Raw genomic sequence first — 15,374 nt, 5'->3', positions numbered from 1 at the left:
GGGTGGGCAGTCGGCAGAGCGTTCGCCAATGGCTTGCATTATTTGCGCATTACTACAACCGCCTCAGACCGCATCAATCGCTCGATGATCGAACGCCAGCTGACGAGGTGCTAAACTAGACAGTGCCCACCATCCGAATCGAGCCGGACAGTAACCATTCCAGACCCGCTGAAATTCGCTGTGACACCGTGGTCTACAGCCTCCTGTAGAGCGTCGACAAAGACATCAAGATTGAGTTCCTGACCGAGCGAGCCCGAACCCATTGTGCTAACGATCTCCATCAGTTAGTGCTGTCACCTACTTTCTCCACCGACTGCTTATATATTGTTGAATCACGGAGTGGTATTTGAGGACAGGAACAGCACACCCATGGCCATGTCTTACCTAACAATAGTCGCTGCTTCGGATACAATTGTTTGGTAAGGCAGTCAGTGAAGAGCCGATCCACATTGCACTTCGAGAGGGCCCCGTTCAGACGACGACTTGGATTTGTTCGACGAGATTATCGACCGCTTCCGAGACGCCCTCCAGATCGGTGAGTCCGGTACACAGGAGTTTCCCGCTCGCGAAGACGAGGATCAGTGGTCCCCCTCACGATACATGAGTGCTGGGAACTGCTCCGGTTCAAACTCGACGGCGTCCATCCCCAACTCAAGGGTGAGCAGTTCCAGCGGGATCGGCGAGCCGAGGGCGAGTCGATCGAAGCCGTCGAAGAATCGAGTGGTGGGACCGTGGTGATCAAGAAAGTCAGCTGTGGTAAAGACAACTGCAAGTGCCAATCTGGCGAGCTACATGGCCCCTACAAGTATATCGTCCGTCGACAGGGGGACAGTCTCGACTGGGAGTACAAAGGTCCAGTCTCTGAGTAGCTACCCTACTACTCCGAGAGAGCCTCTCATAGAAGGTCCTCGACGAGGTCATCGATCTGCTGTTCGTATTCTGGCACTGTTTCCCAGTCGTAGAGCTGATCGTAGTACTCGAAGATCTCGAAGACCCCAAAGGTCTGCATCCAAGAGTACTGCTCTTTCTCACGCTCGGGTGGGTAGGATCGTTTCAAGATATGGGTTTTGTCGATATACGACCGTGATTCAATCAGGAGCCCGTGCTCGATGAGTGCGCCGCCTTGGTCGTGTTCACAGATCCCGAGGATATGGTGTGAGTCGTCGGCGATGAGCTTGAATTTGAGAATCGGGTGGAGAATGAGATGGGTATCGGGGACGAAATCGTCCATCCTATAGGCAACGGCGTTGTTGCCCATCTCCCGATTAATCTGGTCCTTGAGCTGGTTTACGCGATCGACGTCGTCGTCGGCGAAGCTTCCCAAAATGAAAAATCGGTTATCGGCTTCTGCGGCGATATCCGCCCAGTCGGCTCGAAAGTGATTGAGCCCCTCGTACTCCTCCGGCGTTAACGATCGGTAGTGGTGCCGTTGAGCCCGCGCCTTGAGGTCGCTCTCCGAGGAGCCGTCCGGCATTACTCTCTCGTTCGCGCGCCCGGATTAAAGTCCTTTCGACCATAATGGTTTAGACCAATTCGGTTATCGCCAAAGCATTTATAGAGCCGGCGACGATACGCTAGCGTGAACACAAGCAACACAACCAGCACCGACCGATGCTGGTCGTCCAACCAGCCCCAGACCGGTATTTCGTTGCTCTCATCCTCTGTCAGGGAGGGGAGTACGACACCACAGCGATAGCTACAGCAGGTGTCCAATCGACTGTAGCTGTCCCTCAAAACTATGGCCCACAACACGACGCATCGGGATCAACCCGATACGACCGATGCAATCGACAGTACGGTTGAGAACCAGCGACAGCGCCTGAACGTCGTTACGCAAGAGACCCGGTTTGTCCTGATTCAGAATATTCTCTCCCATCCCCAGCAGCTTCCGACGCTCAAAGAGCTCGACTACGTAAATCCGAGCAAAAGCAAGAGCACCATCCGCGAACATCTCGAAGTGCTGGTCGAGCACGGGATTGTGGCGGAGCGAACGCTTCCGAAGGACCAGCGCAAGCGCGATCTGCCGTGGCGCTTCTACGGCCTCACCGATGTTGGTCGCGACCTATTGGAGGAGATGGGGCTGCTTGGGGCTGAGGGCACGTTGCAGGATATGTACGAGATGCTGGAAACGACGGATGAAATCGACAAATACGCGCAGGCTCCACGCCCAGGGGATGAGAGTGAGAACGAGGAACTGACCGGCAGCGATGCGCTTGCTGCCTATATTCGCGACAAGAAGGGAGATCTCCCCAGCGTTGATGATCAGATCGCTATTGTGACTGCTTTGTACGAAGAGAAAATCGGACCAGAGTCAGAGGGCTTGACTCGAAACGAGATCGCGGAACGGCTGACATTCGAGCACTCCTTTAGTACCGCCATCAACCATCTTGTTGATCTGGGTGTCCTTGAGGAGTTCCAACCTCCGGGTCCATCGACGTACGCGATCAGCGAACGGCGAGATCAGATCATCAATAGAGAAGTAGAGAAGACGGTCCAAGAGGAGATCGAACGTCTCATTAATGATATGGTGGATCGGCTTGATAGCCCGATGCGGCCTGGCGACGGCGAGTATGCTGGTGACACTGTAATCCGTGCAGATGGGGGTCGTCGGACTCTCCGATTTATTCTTGCGGAAGAGTTTGATATCCGGCCAGATAAGGTCGAATCCTATCTTCGCGAAGGTGATCAGTTGTCGAAACTGAATAGAGCGGTTGACGCGATTGAGGAAAGCGAAGTGAACAAAGGTGATGACTACGGTCGAGTTATATTCCGCCACACTCCCTACCGCTATCGGCTCTCCGAGTTTGCGATGTCTCTTGCAGAAGACGGTCTGAGTGTAGGAGGATAGCAACCTCTACCTATAGGGTTTCCTATAGCTATTCCAATAGCAGGCTTACGAGATCGAGGCTGGACCATCATCTACTGGATAGCTATATGATCTCGCCAAGCACTCTGGTATTGCTATAATTTTCCTACAGTTCTACCGATGGGAATTCCTATTTTAGCTGGCTGTTGACCAACCCCTATTGGTGCATGTGCTGTCGGAATCATGATTCGGTTCGTCAAATGTAGCGCTTTGTGAAGCAGTGAATATCTGGTGTTAATGTTCGGCTTGTGGCACGAAATGGCCGGTGGACTCAAGTCGATGCGTAAGGAATTCTTACATAGAATTATTTAATGAGCACCGACGATCCTGAAGTAACTACCGTGACCTCGAAGGGGCAGATTACAATCCCGAGCCAGTTGCGCAAGCAGTTCGGGCTCGAGAAGGGGACGAAGCTGATGGTCGTCCCAACCGACTACGGGCTCGTCTTGAAGAAACTTGAACTCCCATCGGTCGAAGAGTTCCAACAGCGGGTCGAAGAGCGAGCCGAAACAGTCGAACTGTCGATGGAGGAGGTTGATGAGTTAGTGCATGAAGCGCGGGGATCTGGTGAATGAAAGCGGTTCTTGATACGAACGTACCCATCTCAAGCGTTATCGCGACCGGCGTCCCACACGACGACGTCGTCAAATACTTCAGCAAATTACAGGCGGTAAGCCCCCTTCTTCAAGGAGCCGCCGAAGGCGGCGAGTAGGCAGGGGGTAGTCACCAGTACGGGCGCGTTCACGCGGAGGAATCCTGAGCGTTGGAGCTTTCAGGTTTCCAGTCCCACCGAACCCCAGTACGGTGAGAATCCGTGTGGGGTTCACGGTCTGAGCGGGTGGGAGTGCTGGGAGTGCCAAGCCCCCGGTACTCCTATCCTCGGTCATATCGGGACTCCCAGGGTTGTTTTTGCCTCAAGGGAGTCCCCCAGACTTCGACGGACTCGGAGTTACTTTTCGTGTTTGCAAGCAGTCCGGCACTGCACTGGTTCATGATAGGAACCAGCCGTTCACCGGGCTGGTTCCGGATACTGCCTCGTTATTGCGGGCGGACAGGCCGCCTCCGTAGGACGGTTCGGAATTCGCTCCGTTCCGACCGATTCCTACTTTACACTGGGTCGGCCTGTCATTTAAAAGCCACCATGTGAAACTCAAGGGTGGCGTTTGAACGGTGGTCTGTTACCACGAGTGACGGCGCGTATCCACGCCGTGAACGACGTGGTATTGCGCCTGTTCAGCCTATAATGCATCTTGATCTAATAGAATGAGATGACCATGACCGAACAGGGCGCTGAAGTACTGCGGGCGGCGCAACAGACGACCCACACTACTGAAGAGGCACGGCAATCCCAGCGCCAGATCAACGAGAGGGTGGAGTGGGACCTTCACCAGATGCTGCCCGAGCTGCGCGACGAAGAGCGACGCGTATCCATCGACGAGTAACGCCGAGCTCCTGAATGGACGTTTTCGACAGTAATATCTGGGTTTTAGCTGTATTGAGGGCGCTAGCCCCTCTTTCTCAGCGAGCGAAGCGAGCAGGGAGGGGATACAGCACCCGCACGAGTTGGTTGCACGTTTTTCGCCATGCTTCCCACTCCTGCCGTCGAATGGGGTGATACGATGCTCGCCACGTCTCCGACAGTGTGACCTCTACCCGTTGTCAACCCAGTTGATCAACTTGTGCAGACAGATACTCTTGGAGAGCGGTGACCGTTTCTTCTGAGACAGCTGAGGCCCCGAAGTCACTCCGATACCCGTGCTTGAGTTCGTCGCTCTCCAAGATCTCCAGTCCACGCTCTAGCTGCTCCCGTAGCGCATCGTCGTCCCCTCGCCGCAGGTGGGGCGTGACAGCGTCGAGGTCGATCTCTTCTGCCACTGCCAGGACGTCCCGAAGGTCTGTTTCGCGGCCGCTGTGAAGCTTTGCCGCCACGAGGACTGTCCCATCGATGACTCTGGCCGTCGTCGTCATCGTGCCCCCGCTCACCTCCTGTTGGTGGCTGTGGTCGTACAGGTAGTCGAACGACCACTGTGCCTCCGTCTGGCGACACCCGAGTCCGTTCACCAGGAGATCGAAGCCGATCGGCTGCTGCGGCGTGAGCCGCTTCTCGTACTCGATTACTTCGGTGTCGTAGAACCATTCTTTGGCGTGGCTGTCCGTTTCCTCGAATCCCTGCTGTTCGAGGAACTCGACGAAGTCAGCTTTGGAATCCGGCGCGACGACGATATCGAGGTCCGTGGAGAAGCGAGCATTGAACGCTGAGACAGCGTACCCGCCAACAAGAACGTACTCGTGGCCCTCTTTGGTGAGCTCTTCGAGCAGTTCGATGAGCGCGTCACTTCGGTTGTTGAAGCTCATGACTGTGCCCGTTCGGTCTCTCGATACGTGACGCCGAGGTCGAGATCCTCGTACATCCGGTCGAGCATCGCCAGCCCCGACTGGAACTGGGCGTAGTTCTCGCGCATGTACTCGATTGTCTCTGCTCTCGGGATCACCGGGTACCCTTCGACGTGCTCGATATCGAGTGACGCGCGTGGCTCGAGGACGATCTGCAGCGGTCCGTCCAACTCGTCTCGGGGCTGTCGTTCGAATGCGGTCGGGAGGTCGAACCACTCGAAAAATGTCTCCCAGGCGTCGACGTCCTGCTCACGAACAGCCAGGAACAGTGGATAGTCGTCGGGCTCGCGACCGACCTGGTAGCCGCCCTGAGTCCACACGTAGACGGCGTCGATCCGCGTGAACGCGAACGGCCAGTCACTGAACTGTGGGATGACGTACGTTTCCTCGATGGAGGGTGGACTGACGCCGGCGCTGGCAGCGACGAGATCGAGCGCTGCGTCGCGTACGCGCTCGTCGACTACAGTGAGGCCGTCGTCATAGGAAACGTAGCCTGCCTCTTCCAGCCGATTGACGGCCTGTCTCACTGTCTCGTAGGGTGTGTGGAGGTGTTGGGCGACACGGCGGATGGAGTCACCACTCTCGATGGTGAGGATGACCTGCGCCGCGGTGTCGTCGAGAACCTCATACATCTGGTGGTTACCAATAATCCGGTAACAGTTAAAAACCTTACTAGAGTACGGGTAGAACTGCTCTGTCTGAGTTCTATCACTCAGGACTCTCAATTGAATAACCGAAGAATGTAGATCTCATAGCCAATCTGCATAATGTGGATAATGTAGATAATGCAAATTAGACTTCTTCAATTGGTTCGTGTGGGTGGCAAAGATTGCGATGAATACGTATGAAATGCTTATAATCTAAATTATGTAGATTGCGTAGGGTCGACGGTGATTATGCCAATTAAGATTGTGCCAACAATCTACGTAATGTACAAAATGTAGATTGTGTAGATGGCGTACGCAACCTGTCTGACACAGAATTAAGATGGACGAGCTTCATTGACCGCGTATGACCAGTGCGAAACTTACATTATCGACAAAACTCGCGCAACCTTCAACATCTACCCAATGTACATTACCTACAAAATGTACAAAATCCGCTTCTTATGGGGGTGCTGAGCTATGAGTGCTGACGAGTTTGAAGGGCTCCCCGGAGCAGCTGTCTCGTTGCTCAAGGGAGGGGTAGGGAAATCCACGATCGCGCTCAACATCGCTGATCGACTCGCTGCTCGTGGCCATGAGACGGTACTATTGGATCTGGATAAGGACGGGCACATGACGACCCAGTTGGGATACGACGATGCGTACGACCGAGATGCGAACCTCGGTGACGCCCTTATCGATGGTGAGGACCCCGAAGACCTGCTTATCGAGACGGACTTCGGCGTTCACCTACTCCCGTCGAGTAACGAACTCGAGAACGTCGAGACGAGGCTGAAGGACGAACGGTTCGCAGACGTGAAGCTTCGACGGAACGTTGTCGATCCGCTCATACAAAACGGATACGACTACGTGATAATTGATGCCGCAGGCGGCCGTGGGAAACTCTCCGATAACGCCCTCATCGCCGTCCAGCGCGTCATAATCCCGCTAATCCCGCGTGCTGGCTCGATCAACGGCCTCAATAAGATGATTGAACGCCAGATCTCCCCAATCCGGCAGAATATCGGGTTGGATATCCTCGCAGTCACTCCGAATATGATCCGCGAAACAATGGGACAACGCAACGAGCATCGGACTCTCGTTGAAAATCTCAACCGGGAGTTCGGTTCATTCGTCCCCGAGTACGCTCGTGTGGACCCGGAGATCTTCGATGCCCTCGATGATTCGGGACGCACCATCGATAGTATTCCGAAGCCAGGGATTCGCGAACGGACCGCAATTTCCCGCGCGTTCAAGCAAGGAATGCCGGTCTCGGAGTTCGACGAAGATTGTGACCAGATCCCGAATTTCGACCACTTAGCGGACCTCGTGGAGGAACACAGCCATGCCTAATGAGGACGACCGTTTCGGGGACGTCGCTGAACAGCTCAAACAAACGGAGGAAGGAGCCGAATCGGATGACGACGAACATACTGACACCCAGGATGAACCGCAACCGGATGAAGAGATAATTCCTGAGGACACAGAGTCGGAGACTGAGTCCATTCCTGAGCAGGATGCGGAGGATGTGGACGAATCCACCGGTGGACCGGCCTTCTCCTTTGATGAGACCGATATGCACGGCTTCTATGTCCGGGAGGACACGTGGAATGGCGTCACCCGGATGCGATCATCGGTAACTGCTGCGTGCTCTATGTTTGATGTTCCCGAATTTGAGGGAAGAGAGTTTCAAGATGCGTGTCTCCGGGTAATTGCGGACCACGGTGATGAGGTCGCCCTCCAGATCCTCCGGGAGCGTGGTATCGAAGCCGATGAGGAACGTGTTCAGGAAGTTGTGGAGATGCTGAGCGAGCAAGCTACGAACGACTAACATCAGATTTGGGCGATTTCCCTCATCATTCAGATTTCGTGCGCATTGTACATTATGCAGATTGTGTAGCAAGCCATCTGCTTGCAGTCTCGCGATTATTCTCGGAACCGGGTCCGAACGGCGGTCGCGGTTTTGGTATAGCGGTATATGATTTATACCGTTGGCCAAATCCGAATTTCGGGAGATAGAACTCCTCTATCATCGGAAAAATGGTTATGAGACTTCTGTCACTGGTGGTCCTGATTATGCCAATAATCATGACCACTTTGGAGTGCCCCGACGCCGTCGGGGAAGCACAAATGCTGCACCCACCTCAGGACGGCGTTTCCTCCGGGGTAGAGCCGCTATTAGCCTGTCGTCAGTCGGTCTCGGATTGATTGCGTACATCTCTCCTGTCGCCGAAAGTCCTATTACGAATTATCCATAATTCATAACCAAGATGGCGCAATCACCTCCGCAATCGGGACAGCCACCCATTCAGCAGCTCCAGACGGTGGCCAATCTTCTCGAAACGCCGCCGCTCGCCCGGATCTACGCCTATATCTTGCAGCACGGCCCCGCCACCGTGTCCGAGATTGTCGACGAGCTCGATATCCCGCAGGGGACTGCCTACGACTACGTCCAAAACCTCGAAGCAGCGGGGTTAGTAGCGAAAACCCGCGAGCAGCGTCCGTACGAATACGATGCTGAGTCGATCGCACTCACGCTCTCGGTCGATGGTGAGACCCAAACAATCACGCCGGCACTTATCGCCGCCGTTGCCCGCCGCGAGAACGACGAAGATATCGACGTCTACATCCAGCGGCATGGTCTCGACGGCCTTGCTGTCGCACTCGAGTATGCCTACGAGTACGTCGACGGGACGGTCAATCATCGAATTGCAGCCCGAGAACTTGATCTTTCTCCGCTTGAAGCCGAGATCATTCTCCAAGCGCTTGAACCAGTTGCCACTGAGTACTCCGACGCGGCTACATGACGACGGTCTACATCGCCGATACCGGCGTCTTCGTCCGGTGTGGTGGGCCGGACAAAGACAAATTCCAACGGCTTCGTCGGGCCCTCCGACAGACCGGCGTCTCGCTGCGGATCCCACAGCGTGTTTATGAGGAACTCGGGGGTGATCCTGCAGCAGACGCGTACCCCTCCGGAAACATCCCCTATCCTGATGGATTTGAAGAGGGCTGGATCGTTGTTGCCGATGACCTCGACTACGCCAATCCACTCGTTTCGACGGTGATGGACGAAGCACGCCGGTTTATCGCCAATGAGACCGATCGTGACCAAGACAGTATCGAGAAAGCGGATACGGCACTTGTCGGGCTTGCTGCTCAACTACTCGACACCGGACGGGCCGACGACGTTGTGCTCTTAACGACTGACAAACCCGCGGGTCGGGCCGCCGAGACGCTTCTACCGAAACATGGCTTCAGCGGCCGTATCGAATTTCGGTATGTCAGCGTCAACTATCTCGAAACGATCACGGCCGACGAATTTCAGTAAGAAGGGGTGTAGATACCCAGATATGACTGAGGATACCGAGCTACGGAAACAACAGACTACGGGTGAAGACCGAGTACGGATGGTCGCTCGGCAGCTCTCGGAACCGCAGACGGTCAACTGGATCGCTTCCGAAGCGGACTGGTCACACGAGCCGACCAAGCGCGTTCTCGAACGACTCGTCGATGATGGTATTCTCCACCGTGACGAAAGCGGCCCACACACGACGTACTACCCTGATTACCGCCGTCAGGCGATCCAAGAGGCGATGCGTCTGCGGGATAGCGGACACTCTGTCGAGGAGCTCACGGACCGTCTTGTCGATATGAAGACCCAAATTCGGGACTGGGAGGCTGAATTCGACGTTGAGTCGCCGAACCAGCTTCGTGGGACGCTTGCTGACGAGTCTCTCGACGCCGAGGAGGAAGACCGCCGCCGCGAGATTGCCCGCGAATGGGAGCATCTCCAGCGCCGGATCAAAATCGTCGGCTTCACCATACGCGAATGGGACTTTCTCGCTCCAACGACCGACCGTGCGGAGACCAACAGCTAACGGATGTCGCCTCCACAAACACGTTGCCACTGAGAGTATCGAGCGTATTTATGCAAATTCCCCTCTACATATAACCTTTTTATAGTAGTGGTCCGTGCTACGGCATATGGAACGTGAGACGGAACGTATTGATTCCGCTGGCGTATCTATTTCGCTTTCGATACCCCCATCAGACCCGGATTTATTCAAACACAAAGCGACGAGTGACGTTCTCCTATTTTTAACTAACCACCGGTTCAGTGATTTCTCACTTCGAGAACTCGCAACGCAGATCGGCCACTCGCACCAGTCCGTGCGACGGGCAGTGAATGTTCTCAGTGCGAATGGCCTGATTACCGAATCACGCAAACGCAACCAGCGACTCGTACAGATCAACAGACAGCGCCTCTCTATCCCGGACGATCCGATTCTCCGGATTCCCCAATCGGAGTTTCATGAGCCGGTCAAAACTGCAGTCACGAAGCTCCGAGAGAGCATTAGTGACGTCGTTGGCATCATCCTGTATGGGAGTGTTGCCCGGGGAGATGCGGATCGTCGGAGCGACATCGATCTCTGGGTGTTGACTCGTTCTAACCGGGCTGAAGGCCAACGAAAAGCGAACACGATTGCGCGCAATCTCGAAGACATGGAATTCGATGGTAGCCGGTACGCGTATGATATCGACGTCGAGGCTGTCCAAGCGATTCCGACCTACACCGATGACATTCGAGAAATCATCGTCTCGGGAATTCCGGTCTACAAGACGAATGACTTCGAAACCGTCGAAAACCTGCTCTTGGCGGAGGGTGCTGGCGATGAGTAGCGGCTCGGACCCGGATTCTGTGCTCACAGCACTTGACCGCGCCCAAGACGCCTTCGAGATGGTGGGGCGTGGTCGAACCGAGTTTGAGGACGGGATTAGCCCCGATGCGGACTGGGAAACACAGCTGACGAAAGCATGTAGACTGCTCGAGGTCGTCGACACACTCCAAGCACAGGACGGATACTATACCGCTGTCATCGAGGTTTGTTTCGGGGCCATCGAACGGTCGATCGAGGCATATGCGCTCTCGATGACGAGCGACACGCTTCAGGAGTTCCAGAATCACCAGTTCGGTTACGACCGTGCGCATCAGATCGGGCTGTTTGAACGGGATACTGCAGAGGAGATGAAGGCTCTTTACAGCGAAAATCGGACTGAGAGCTATTACGGGGGTGGTCGTCCAACGGCAGAGCAAGCAGATGCGATGACTGAATTAGCAACCGCGGTCCACCAGTTCTCGGTTAGTCAAATCCGTGAGGGAGGGGTCTGTCTCTGTGATTAACTACCGACAGCGATCCTCGTGAGACCTATAATGGATCAAAACTTAGCTACAGACCGAACGCAGTTGACCCCCCTCACCAATACGTTTGAACGCTATCTCCAAGACAAGGGGAAAGGTCGCGGTGGCGACGGCGGGAACTACCGACGTAACGCTGCGCGCGAGCTCGAGCGGTTCGCCGAATGGGCCGCCGGCGACCGCGGTGGCGACGACTGGACCGGGATCGTTCCCGACGACGCCGACCGAAAACCGGCCTTTACAGACCTCGACGAACGCGTGTTCCGGGAGTACGCCCGGCATCTTTCTGGTGACCGTGGCCTCAAACAGAACACGGTACAAACCTATTATCGCTATATCTCTTCGTGGTGTGGCTGGTGCGTCAACGAGGGCTACCTCGAAGCGCACTACGCACAGCGAGCGAGTGCGATGGCGCCGCTGCCAGAGGACGACGGCCGCAAGCCCGGCGACCAGCAGGCTTGGACCTCCGAGCAGCGCCACGCCATCACTCGACACGTCGACGAACGGGCGCGTGAGGCCATCGAGGCGTACACGACACTACCAGAAGATACTGACCCCCTCGACAAGCAGCGAGCGCGCTACAAGGCGCTGAAGGCGACTCGTGACCGCGCGCTGGTGTTCGTCCTCGCGTACACCGCCGTCCGCGTCGGCGAACTCCTCCGGGACCCGAACGATCCGCGCCGGCGCGGCGTCCGCTGGGAGGATCTCTCGCTTGAGGACGGGAGTATGGACGTCTACCGCAAGAAACAGCAGTGGGACGCCGCGAGTCTCCCCGACCCGGTTATCTCGCCGCTGCGGAGCTATCGCCAGCTGATGGACCCGCCGACGGATCGCTGGCCGGTGTTTCCGACGTTCGACCAACGGACACTCGCGGAGCTCGTCAGGGAAGAGCTAGCCGACCAAGGGGAACGCCCAGAGGCAATTGCTGAGCGGCGTGAAGAATATGCTCGCGATCTACTGCTGGCGCTTGATGAGGACATTCGGCCGCCGTCGATCACGACGGATGGTGCACGATCGATTCTCCAACGGCTCTCGGAGGCCGCCGAAATCGATATCGACCATCCGAAACACGATTATCTTGCCCCGCACGGTGGTCGCCGAGGGATGGGTGAGGTGCTTGTCCGTGCGTTCGGCTACACCGTCGCTGCTCGTTATTTGGATAACTCCGAGGAAATGGTGAGAGAGCGTTATTCACATATAGAAGCTGGTGAACTTGGTGATGTCGCAACTGAGGCACTAGAAGAGATTGACAGTCTCACATAAAGAGGCGCTTCCTCTGATGGGCGACATTGCTGCGTCAGTACTAGGTTTATACCGCTTGACGGACTTCTTTCCAATATGAGCCTCGAAGAGACGGTTGACTACCTCGCCGAGGAACTCGACCTCGAGCGAAGTGAACACGTTCGCGAGGTCGGTCAGTCGGTCGCAGACCTTCGCGACTGATCAGAACATTTCTCTGAAATCCCGTTCGACGAGTCCGTCCTCTAGATACGAGATGAACTCTTGTTTCGTTGGTCCTTGACGCTCAAGTAGATCGTCCCGTTCTGCTCGTTCGAGAACTGCCTGCGCGAAGTTAGTACAGTGGGATTCGTGCTGTCCCGCGTACTTCGAAAGGGCTTCTCGCCAGTGCATATCCAGCTCAAAGTTAGTTGGGTATCCCTTCAACAGAGACCAACAAGACCGTTCTATAGACTCAGGGAAACCTACACGGCTCTTGGACCGATAGAGTACACTGAGAGTACCCTGACGCTACTATGAGTGAAAACGTACGGCATCCCCAAGGTGAGGAGCAAGAGGTCTGTGCTATCTGTGAGGAGCCACTATACGAGATTGCACTTCCTCTTACGAGCGCCTACCCGAACGTGGTCTGCAAGAAATGCGAGCGTCAAGCAGTAAATGAGAACGGTGAGGAGCCCAAGCATGGCGTCGCCTACGAGAAGCGAGAGAAAGCCGAGAGTGACGATCCAGAGTCGATCTCGTTTACTGCAGATCCAGGAGACAATCCCGTGTTTATTGATGGGAACAAGTGCTGGCGCCGCTACCGCCACGGTGGCTACATTACTCGACTAGACCAGTTCGACTGCGACGATATCTGGGAGTTCCAGGAGAAACACGAGGGCTAATCACTCCCCCTCGAATAGACGCTCGCCTGTCTTGGAAGGCAGACCCTCGACGACAATTTCGTGGTGGACACGGTCAATATTGTAGTGTGTCCGATGGAGTTCGACATCGTTGGTCTCGGTGTCTAGAACTGCATACGCAGCATGTGGATTGCCATCTCGAGGCTGTCCCACACTGCCAGGATTGACGATGAGGCGATCGTCGACGGTGGCTTTGTGTTGAATATGGGTGTGGCCAAGAACTATGCCCTGGTAGTCGTCGAGCTGTGGACGGAGATCTGGGAAGTTTCGGGGATACACGTACTCGCCTCGATTCTCGGGATGGGAGTGGACAAGCAGGTAGTCTCCTCCTCCAAATGTCTCTGTTGGTGGGAGGTCCTGTAGCCACTGGCGTTGGGAGTCCGTGAGCACGCTCTGAGCGTACTCGAGTCCCGCATACGCCATCTGGTTCGCCCGGTATTTGTCCGGGTTCTCGACTGTCCTGTCGTGGTTGCCTTGGACAGTAACGGACGCGACTTCTTGGACTCGCTCAACACAGGTACTTGGTATCGGATTGTACCCAACAATATCGCCTGCACACACGACCTCGTCGACAGGTGGCATGTCTGCCAGAACAGCCGCTAATGCAGGGTGGTTGGCGTGGATGTCTGAAATGAGGCCAATCTTCACTGGAATGGAGTACGGCGGACGGTGTCTTAGTTTCTACTCCCAGTTTCTTCATTCAAAGGAGTGCCTGGAACTCAAGCGACTGAATTGGTACGCCGACCACCCGGTCGTCGTCGACGGCGAGTTCTACTGGTCCGACGAGGCCGCCGCGCTGCTCCGACCGGGCGCGTCCGCGACGTGAAAACGGGCGAGAGCCGCCGCTAGCGCTCGATTCTCGCGGTTTTACTGGTCTCTCCTCCGGTAAAATTAAATACGTCGTGACCCTATACGCACACAGAGATGTCACAGAATCTACTGGGGACGAGCGTGGACGACGTCGTCCGCACCGTCCTCGACGCCGAACCCGGCGAGCTGTTCGTCGTGAACCCCGCCGGCGGGACCGTCGAGGAACTCGTCGACGTCGCCAACGCCTACGAGGGGGAACTCCCGTCCATCCGACTGCTCGGTGACGAGCGCACGCTGAAGGACGTGATGGACGACTTCATCGTCGCGAGCAACGCCGCGAACCTCGTCGAAGCCGACGCGCTGGAACTGCGCGTGTTCGACGGCGACGCGCGAAGCTCGATGCTCGTCACGGAGGACCGCACGGTCGCGCTCGTGGAAGTCGGCGGCCTCGTCGGCGGCCTCACTACCGACGACGCCGAGTTCGCCGAGACGGCCTACGACGCCGTCGCCGACGACTGGGCCGACGCCGAGCAGTTCACGCTCCGCACGCCTGCCATCGACCGCGTCCGACAGACACTCAACGAGGACATCAGCGCCGACGTCGAGGCGGACTTCGAGAGCGTCCTCGAATCCATGGAAACCGCGCGCGGTGACGGCGACGGCCTCGACGAGGTCACCGTCAGCCTGCTGGTCGCCGCGAAGAACCGCGAACTCCTCTACGACATCAGCAAGTGGGGTGAGGACGTCGGTATCGCGTCGAAAGCGACGTTCTCCCGCACGAAGACGAAGCTCGAGGACCTCGGGCTCATCGACACCGAGAAGGTCCCCATCGACGTCGGCCGGCCGCGTCTCCGCCTGAAGCTCGCCGACGAGCGCCTCGAAGACGCGCCGCCCGCGGAACTCGCGAACACCGCCCAGTCCGTCCTCTCGTAAGCCCTCCGCCGAATCCCGTACTGTTTTCCCCTCGTCGCCCCACCCCGTAGCTATGCTACTGGAGGAGTTGCCGTGACCGTCGCCGTCATCGGCGACGGAGATTGCCGAGGTGAGTGAGGTTCCTGCGCCGCGAATATACGATGTTCGCTCATGCGTAGCACATTGTTGATGTAGAGCTATCTTGCGATTCTGCTACAGACCGAGCTAGATGCGAACCAGGTCGCTAAGCTGTCTAACGGTCAGTTTCTATCCTCAATCCCATCCGTCTTTAGTTAAGCCTCACACCTCGGTTGTGTAGTGGTAGCGAGCGTCTCTTGTAAGATTGGTCGTTGCTTGTGGATCTTTTGAGCGTCTTCGATCAGCCGGTCGAGCAGCGGCGGTGGTGA

Annotated in this window: 22 protein-coding genes and 1 pseudogene; 17 read left to right on the top strand and 6 right to left on the bottom strand. The window is 56.2% G+C overall.

The window, feature by feature from the left end; translation table 11 throughout:
- The coding region (locus LPA44_RS17490) for an integrase core domain-containing protein (protein ID WP_230890768.1) at positions 1-119 on the top strand (119 nt) is incomplete at its 5' end.
- 352 nt (positions 120-471) lie between these two features.
- Here LPA44_RS17490 and LPA44_RS18550 read toward each other — a convergent pair.
- Positions 472-552, bottom strand: a complete 81-nt coding sequence (locus LPA44_RS18550) for a hypothetical protein (RefSeq protein WP_442903418.1) — start codon at positions 550-552, stop codon at positions 472-474.
- 29 nt (positions 553-581) lie between these two features.
- On the opposite strand from LPA44_RS18550, the gene LPA44_RS17485 reads away from it, so the two are divergent.
- Complete coding sequence (locus LPA44_RS17485; protein ID WP_230890767.1) at positions 582-869, top strand: DUF6788 family protein; 288 nt, start codon at positions 582-584, stop codon at positions 867-869.
- Positions 870-895: 26 nt separating this feature from the next.
- Here LPA44_RS17485 and LPA44_RS17480 read toward each other — a convergent pair whose 3' ends face one another.
- On the bottom strand, positions 896-1,474 hold the full coding sequence (locus LPA44_RS17480; RefSeq protein WP_230890766.1) for a hypothetical protein: 579 nt from the start codon (positions 1,472-1,474) through the stop codon (positions 896-898).
- 264 nt (positions 1,475-1,738) lie between these two features.
- Between LPA44_RS17480 and LPA44_RS17475 the strand changes: the two genes are divergently transcribed.
- From LPA44_RS17475 to LPA44_RS17460, 4 genes are all read left to right on the top strand, one after another.
- A complete protein-coding gene (locus LPA44_RS17475; RefSeq protein WP_230890765.1) occupies positions 1,739-2,848 on the top strand; it encodes a winged helix-turn-helix domain-containing protein in 1,110 nt (369 codons plus the stop codon).
- Between the two features lie 329 nt (positions 2,849-3,177).
- A complete protein-coding gene (locus LPA44_RS17470) occupies positions 3,178-3,441 on the top strand; it encodes an AbrB/MazE/SpoVT family DNA-binding domain-containing protein (protein WP_230890764.1) in 264 nt (87 codons plus the stop codon).
- Positions 3,438-3,578, top strand: coding sequence for a hypothetical protein (locus LPA44_RS17465; RefSeq protein WP_230890763.1), 141 nt, complete (start codon positions 3,438-3,440; stop codon positions 3,576-3,578). The genes LPA44_RS17470 and LPA44_RS17465 overlap by 4 nt, the downstream gene beginning before the upstream one ends.
- A gap of 556 nt (positions 3,579-4,134) precedes the next feature.
- Entirely contained in the window at positions 4,135-4,308 is a 174-nt protein-coding gene (locus tag LPA44_RS17460) for a hypothetical protein (protein ID WP_230890762.1), read from the top strand.
- A gap of 217 nt (positions 4,309-4,525) precedes the next feature.
- Here the strand turns inward: LPA44_RS17460 and LPA44_RS17455 are convergent, their stop codons facing one another.
- Both LPA44_RS17455 and LPA44_RS17450 read right to left on the bottom strand, forming a co-directional pair.
- Positions 4,526-5,221 carry a nucleotidyltransferase domain-containing protein gene (locus LPA44_RS17455; RefSeq protein ID WP_230890761.1) on the bottom strand — a complete coding sequence of 232 codons (696 nt, stop codon included), beginning with the start codon at positions 5,219-5,221 and terminating at the stop codon, positions 4,526-4,528.
- Entirely contained in the window at positions 5,218-5,892 is a 675-nt protein-coding gene (locus tag LPA44_RS17450) for a helix-turn-helix domain-containing protein (protein ID WP_230890760.1), read from the bottom strand. Before LPA44_RS17450 ends, LPA44_RS17455 begins: the two co-directional genes overlap by 4 nt.
- Before the next feature lie 492 nt (positions 5,893-6,384).
- Here LPA44_RS17450 and LPA44_RS17445 point away from each other — a divergent pair, with 492 nt between their 5' ends.
- The 8 genes from LPA44_RS17445 (at position 6,385) to LPA44_RS17410 (ending at position 12,367) form a co-directional block, all read left to right on the top strand.
- The gene (locus LPA44_RS17445) at positions 6,385-7,257 is read left to right on the top strand and encodes a ParA family protein (protein WP_004594451.1); all 873 of its coding nucleotides are present in this window, start codon (positions 6,385-6,387) and stop codon (positions 7,255-7,257) included.
- Positions 7,250-7,735, top strand: coding sequence for a hypothetical protein (locus tag LPA44_RS17440; protein WP_230890759.1), 486 nt, complete (start codon positions 7,250-7,252; stop codon positions 7,733-7,735). The genes LPA44_RS17445 and LPA44_RS17440 overlap by 8 nt, the downstream gene beginning before the upstream one ends.
- Positions 7,736-8,174: 439 nt before the next feature.
- The gene (locus LPA44_RS17435) at positions 8,175-8,711 is read left to right on the top strand and encodes a helix-turn-helix domain-containing protein (protein WP_230890758.1); all 537 of its coding nucleotides are present in this window, start codon (positions 8,175-8,177) and stop codon (positions 8,709-8,711) included.
- Entirely contained in the window at positions 8,708-9,235 is a 528-nt protein-coding gene (locus LPA44_RS17430; RefSeq protein ID WP_230890757.1) for a hypothetical protein, read from the top strand. The genes LPA44_RS17435 and LPA44_RS17430 overlap by 4 nt, the downstream gene beginning before the upstream one ends.
- A gap of 22 nt (positions 9,236-9,257) precedes the next feature.
- Positions 9,258-9,785: a DUF7342 family protein gene (locus LPA44_RS17425; RefSeq protein WP_230890756.1), complete on the top strand. Its 528-nt coding sequence runs from the start codon at positions 9,258-9,260 to the stop codon at positions 9,783-9,785.
- Positions 9,786-9,891: 106 nt separating this feature from the next.
- The gene (locus LPA44_RS17420; protein ID WP_230890755.1) at positions 9,892-10,587 is read left to right on the top strand and encodes a nucleotidyltransferase domain-containing protein; all 696 of its coding nucleotides are present in this window, start codon (positions 9,892-9,894) and stop codon (positions 10,585-10,587) included.
- Positions 10,580-11,089 (top strand): DNA-binding protein, encoded by a 510-nt coding sequence (locus LPA44_RS17415; protein ID WP_230890754.1) that lies wholly within the window; start codon positions 10,580-10,582, stop codon positions 11,087-11,089. Before LPA44_RS17420 ends, LPA44_RS17415 begins: the two co-directional genes overlap by 8 nt.
- Before the next feature lie 30 nt (positions 11,090-11,119).
- Positions 11,120-12,367, top strand: coding sequence for a phage integrase SAM-like domain-containing protein (locus tag LPA44_RS17410; protein ID WP_230890753.1), 1,248 nt, complete (start codon positions 11,120-11,122; stop codon positions 12,365-12,367).
- Positions 12,368-12,547: 180 nt separating this feature from the next.
- On the opposite strand, the pseudogene LPA44_RS18545 reads toward LPA44_RS17410, so the two are convergent.
- Positions 12,548-12,748 (bottom strand): annotated as a pseudogene (locus LPA44_RS18545) (hypothetical protein); the annotation flags it as partial.
- Between the two features lie 110 nt (positions 12,749-12,858).
- Between LPA44_RS18545 and LPA44_RS17405 the strand changes: the two are divergent.
- Entirely contained in the window at positions 12,859-13,227 is a 369-nt protein-coding gene (locus tag LPA44_RS17405; protein ID WP_230890752.1) for a hypothetical protein, read from the top strand.
- On the opposite strand, the gene LPA44_RS17400 is transcribed toward LPA44_RS17405, so the two are convergent.
- Positions 13,228-13,893 carry a metallophosphoesterase family protein gene (locus LPA44_RS17400; protein WP_230890751.1) on the bottom strand — a complete coding sequence of 222 codons (666 nt, stop codon included), beginning with the start codon at positions 13,891-13,893 and terminating at the stop codon, positions 13,228-13,230.
- Between LPA44_RS17400 and LPA44_RS17395 the strand changes: the two genes are divergently transcribed.
- Positions 13,877-14,071 carry a hypothetical protein gene (locus LPA44_RS17395; RefSeq protein ID WP_230890750.1) on the top strand — a complete coding sequence of 65 codons (195 nt, stop codon included), beginning with the start codon at positions 13,877-13,879 and terminating at the stop codon, positions 14,069-14,071. The two genes, LPA44_RS17400 and LPA44_RS17395, sit on opposite strands and share 17 nt — an antisense overlap.
- A gap of 98 nt (positions 14,072-14,169) precedes the next feature.
- A complete protein-coding gene (tbsP, locus tag LPA44_RS17390) occupies positions 14,170-14,988 on the top strand; it encodes a transcriptional regulator TbsP (RefSeq protein ID WP_230890749.1) in 819 nt (272 codons plus the stop codon).
- The last annotated feature ends 386 nt before the right edge of the window (positions 14,989-15,374 follow it).

The organism is Halobacterium sp. KA-4 (genome assembly GCF_021028995.1).
GTDB lineage: Archaea > Halobacteriota > Halobacteria > Halobacteriales > Halobacteriaceae > Halobacterium.
This window is presented reverse-complemented; position numbering and strand designations above follow the sequence as displayed.

What these genes read in the sequence shown, in the direction of transcription:
- LPA44_RS17460 (WP_230890762.1), top strand. Translation starts at nt 4,135, where the DNA reads ATGACCATGACCGAACAGGGCGCTGAAGTACTGCGGGCGGCGCAACAG.
- LPA44_RS17445 (WP_004594451.1), top strand. Translation starts at nt 6,385, where the DNA reads ATGAGTGCTGACGAGTTTGAAGGGCTCCCCGGAGCAGCTGTCTCGTTG.
- LPA44_RS17395 (WP_230890750.1), top strand. Translation starts at nt 13,877, where the DNA reads ATGAGGCCAATCTTCACTGGAATGGAGTACGGCGGACGGTGTCTTAGT.
- LPA44_RS17430 (WP_230890757.1), top strand. Translation starts at nt 8,708, where the DNA reads ATGACGACGGTCTACATCGCCGATACCGGCGTCTTCGTCCGGTGTGGT.
- LPA44_RS17480 (WP_230890766.1), bottom strand. Translation starts at nt 1,474, where the DNA reads ATGCCGGACGGCTCCTCGGAGAGCGACCTCAAGGCGCGGGCTCAACGG.
- LPA44_RS17470 (WP_230890764.1), top strand. Translation starts at nt 3,178, where the DNA reads ATGAGCACCGACGATCCTGAAGTAACTACCGTGACCTCGAAGGGGCAG.
- LPA44_RS17410 (WP_230890753.1), top strand. Translation starts at nt 11,120, where the DNA reads ATGGATCAAAACTTAGCTACAGACCGAACGCAGTTGACCCCCCTCACC.
- LPA44_RS17450 (WP_230890760.1), bottom strand. Translation starts at nt 5,892, where the DNA reads ATGTATGAGGTTCTCGACGACACCGCGGCGCAGGTCATCCTCACCATC.
- LPA44_RS17455 (WP_230890761.1), bottom strand. Translation starts at nt 5,221, where the DNA reads ATGAGCTTCAACAACCGAAGTGACGCGCTCATCGAACTGCTCGAAGAG.
- LPA44_RS17475 (WP_230890765.1), top strand. Translation starts at nt 1,739, where the DNA reads ATGGCCCACAACACGACGCATCGGGATCAACCCGATACGACCGATGCA.
- LPA44_RS17405 (WP_230890752.1), top strand. Translation starts at nt 12,859, where the DNA reads ATGAGTGAAAACGTACGGCATCCCCAAGGTGAGGAGCAAGAGGTCTGT.
- LPA44_RS17415 (WP_230890754.1), top strand. Translation starts at nt 10,580, where the DNA reads ATGAGTAGCGGCTCGGACCCGGATTCTGTGCTCACAGCACTTGACCGC.
- LPA44_RS17435 (WP_230890758.1), top strand. Translation starts at nt 8,175, where the DNA reads ATGGCGCAATCACCTCCGCAATCGGGACAGCCACCCATTCAGCAGCTC.
- tbsP (WP_230890749.1), top strand. Translation starts at nt 14,170, where the DNA reads ATGTCACAGAATCTACTGGGGACGAGCGTGGACGACGTCGTCCGCACC.
- LPA44_RS17425 (WP_230890756.1), top strand. Translation starts at nt 9,258, where the DNA reads ATGACTGAGGATACCGAGCTACGGAAACAACAGACTACGGGTGAAGAC.
- LPA44_RS17465 (WP_230890763.1), top strand. Translation starts at nt 3,438, where the DNA reads ATGAAAGCGGTTCTTGATACGAACGTACCCATCTCAAGCGTTATCGCG.
- LPA44_RS17440 (WP_230890759.1), top strand. Translation starts at nt 7,250, where the DNA reads ATGCCTAATGAGGACGACCGTTTCGGGGACGTCGCTGAACAGCTCAAA.
- LPA44_RS17420 (WP_230890755.1), top strand. Translation starts at nt 9,892, where the DNA reads ATGGAACGTGAGACGGAACGTATTGATTCCGCTGGCGTATCTATTTCG.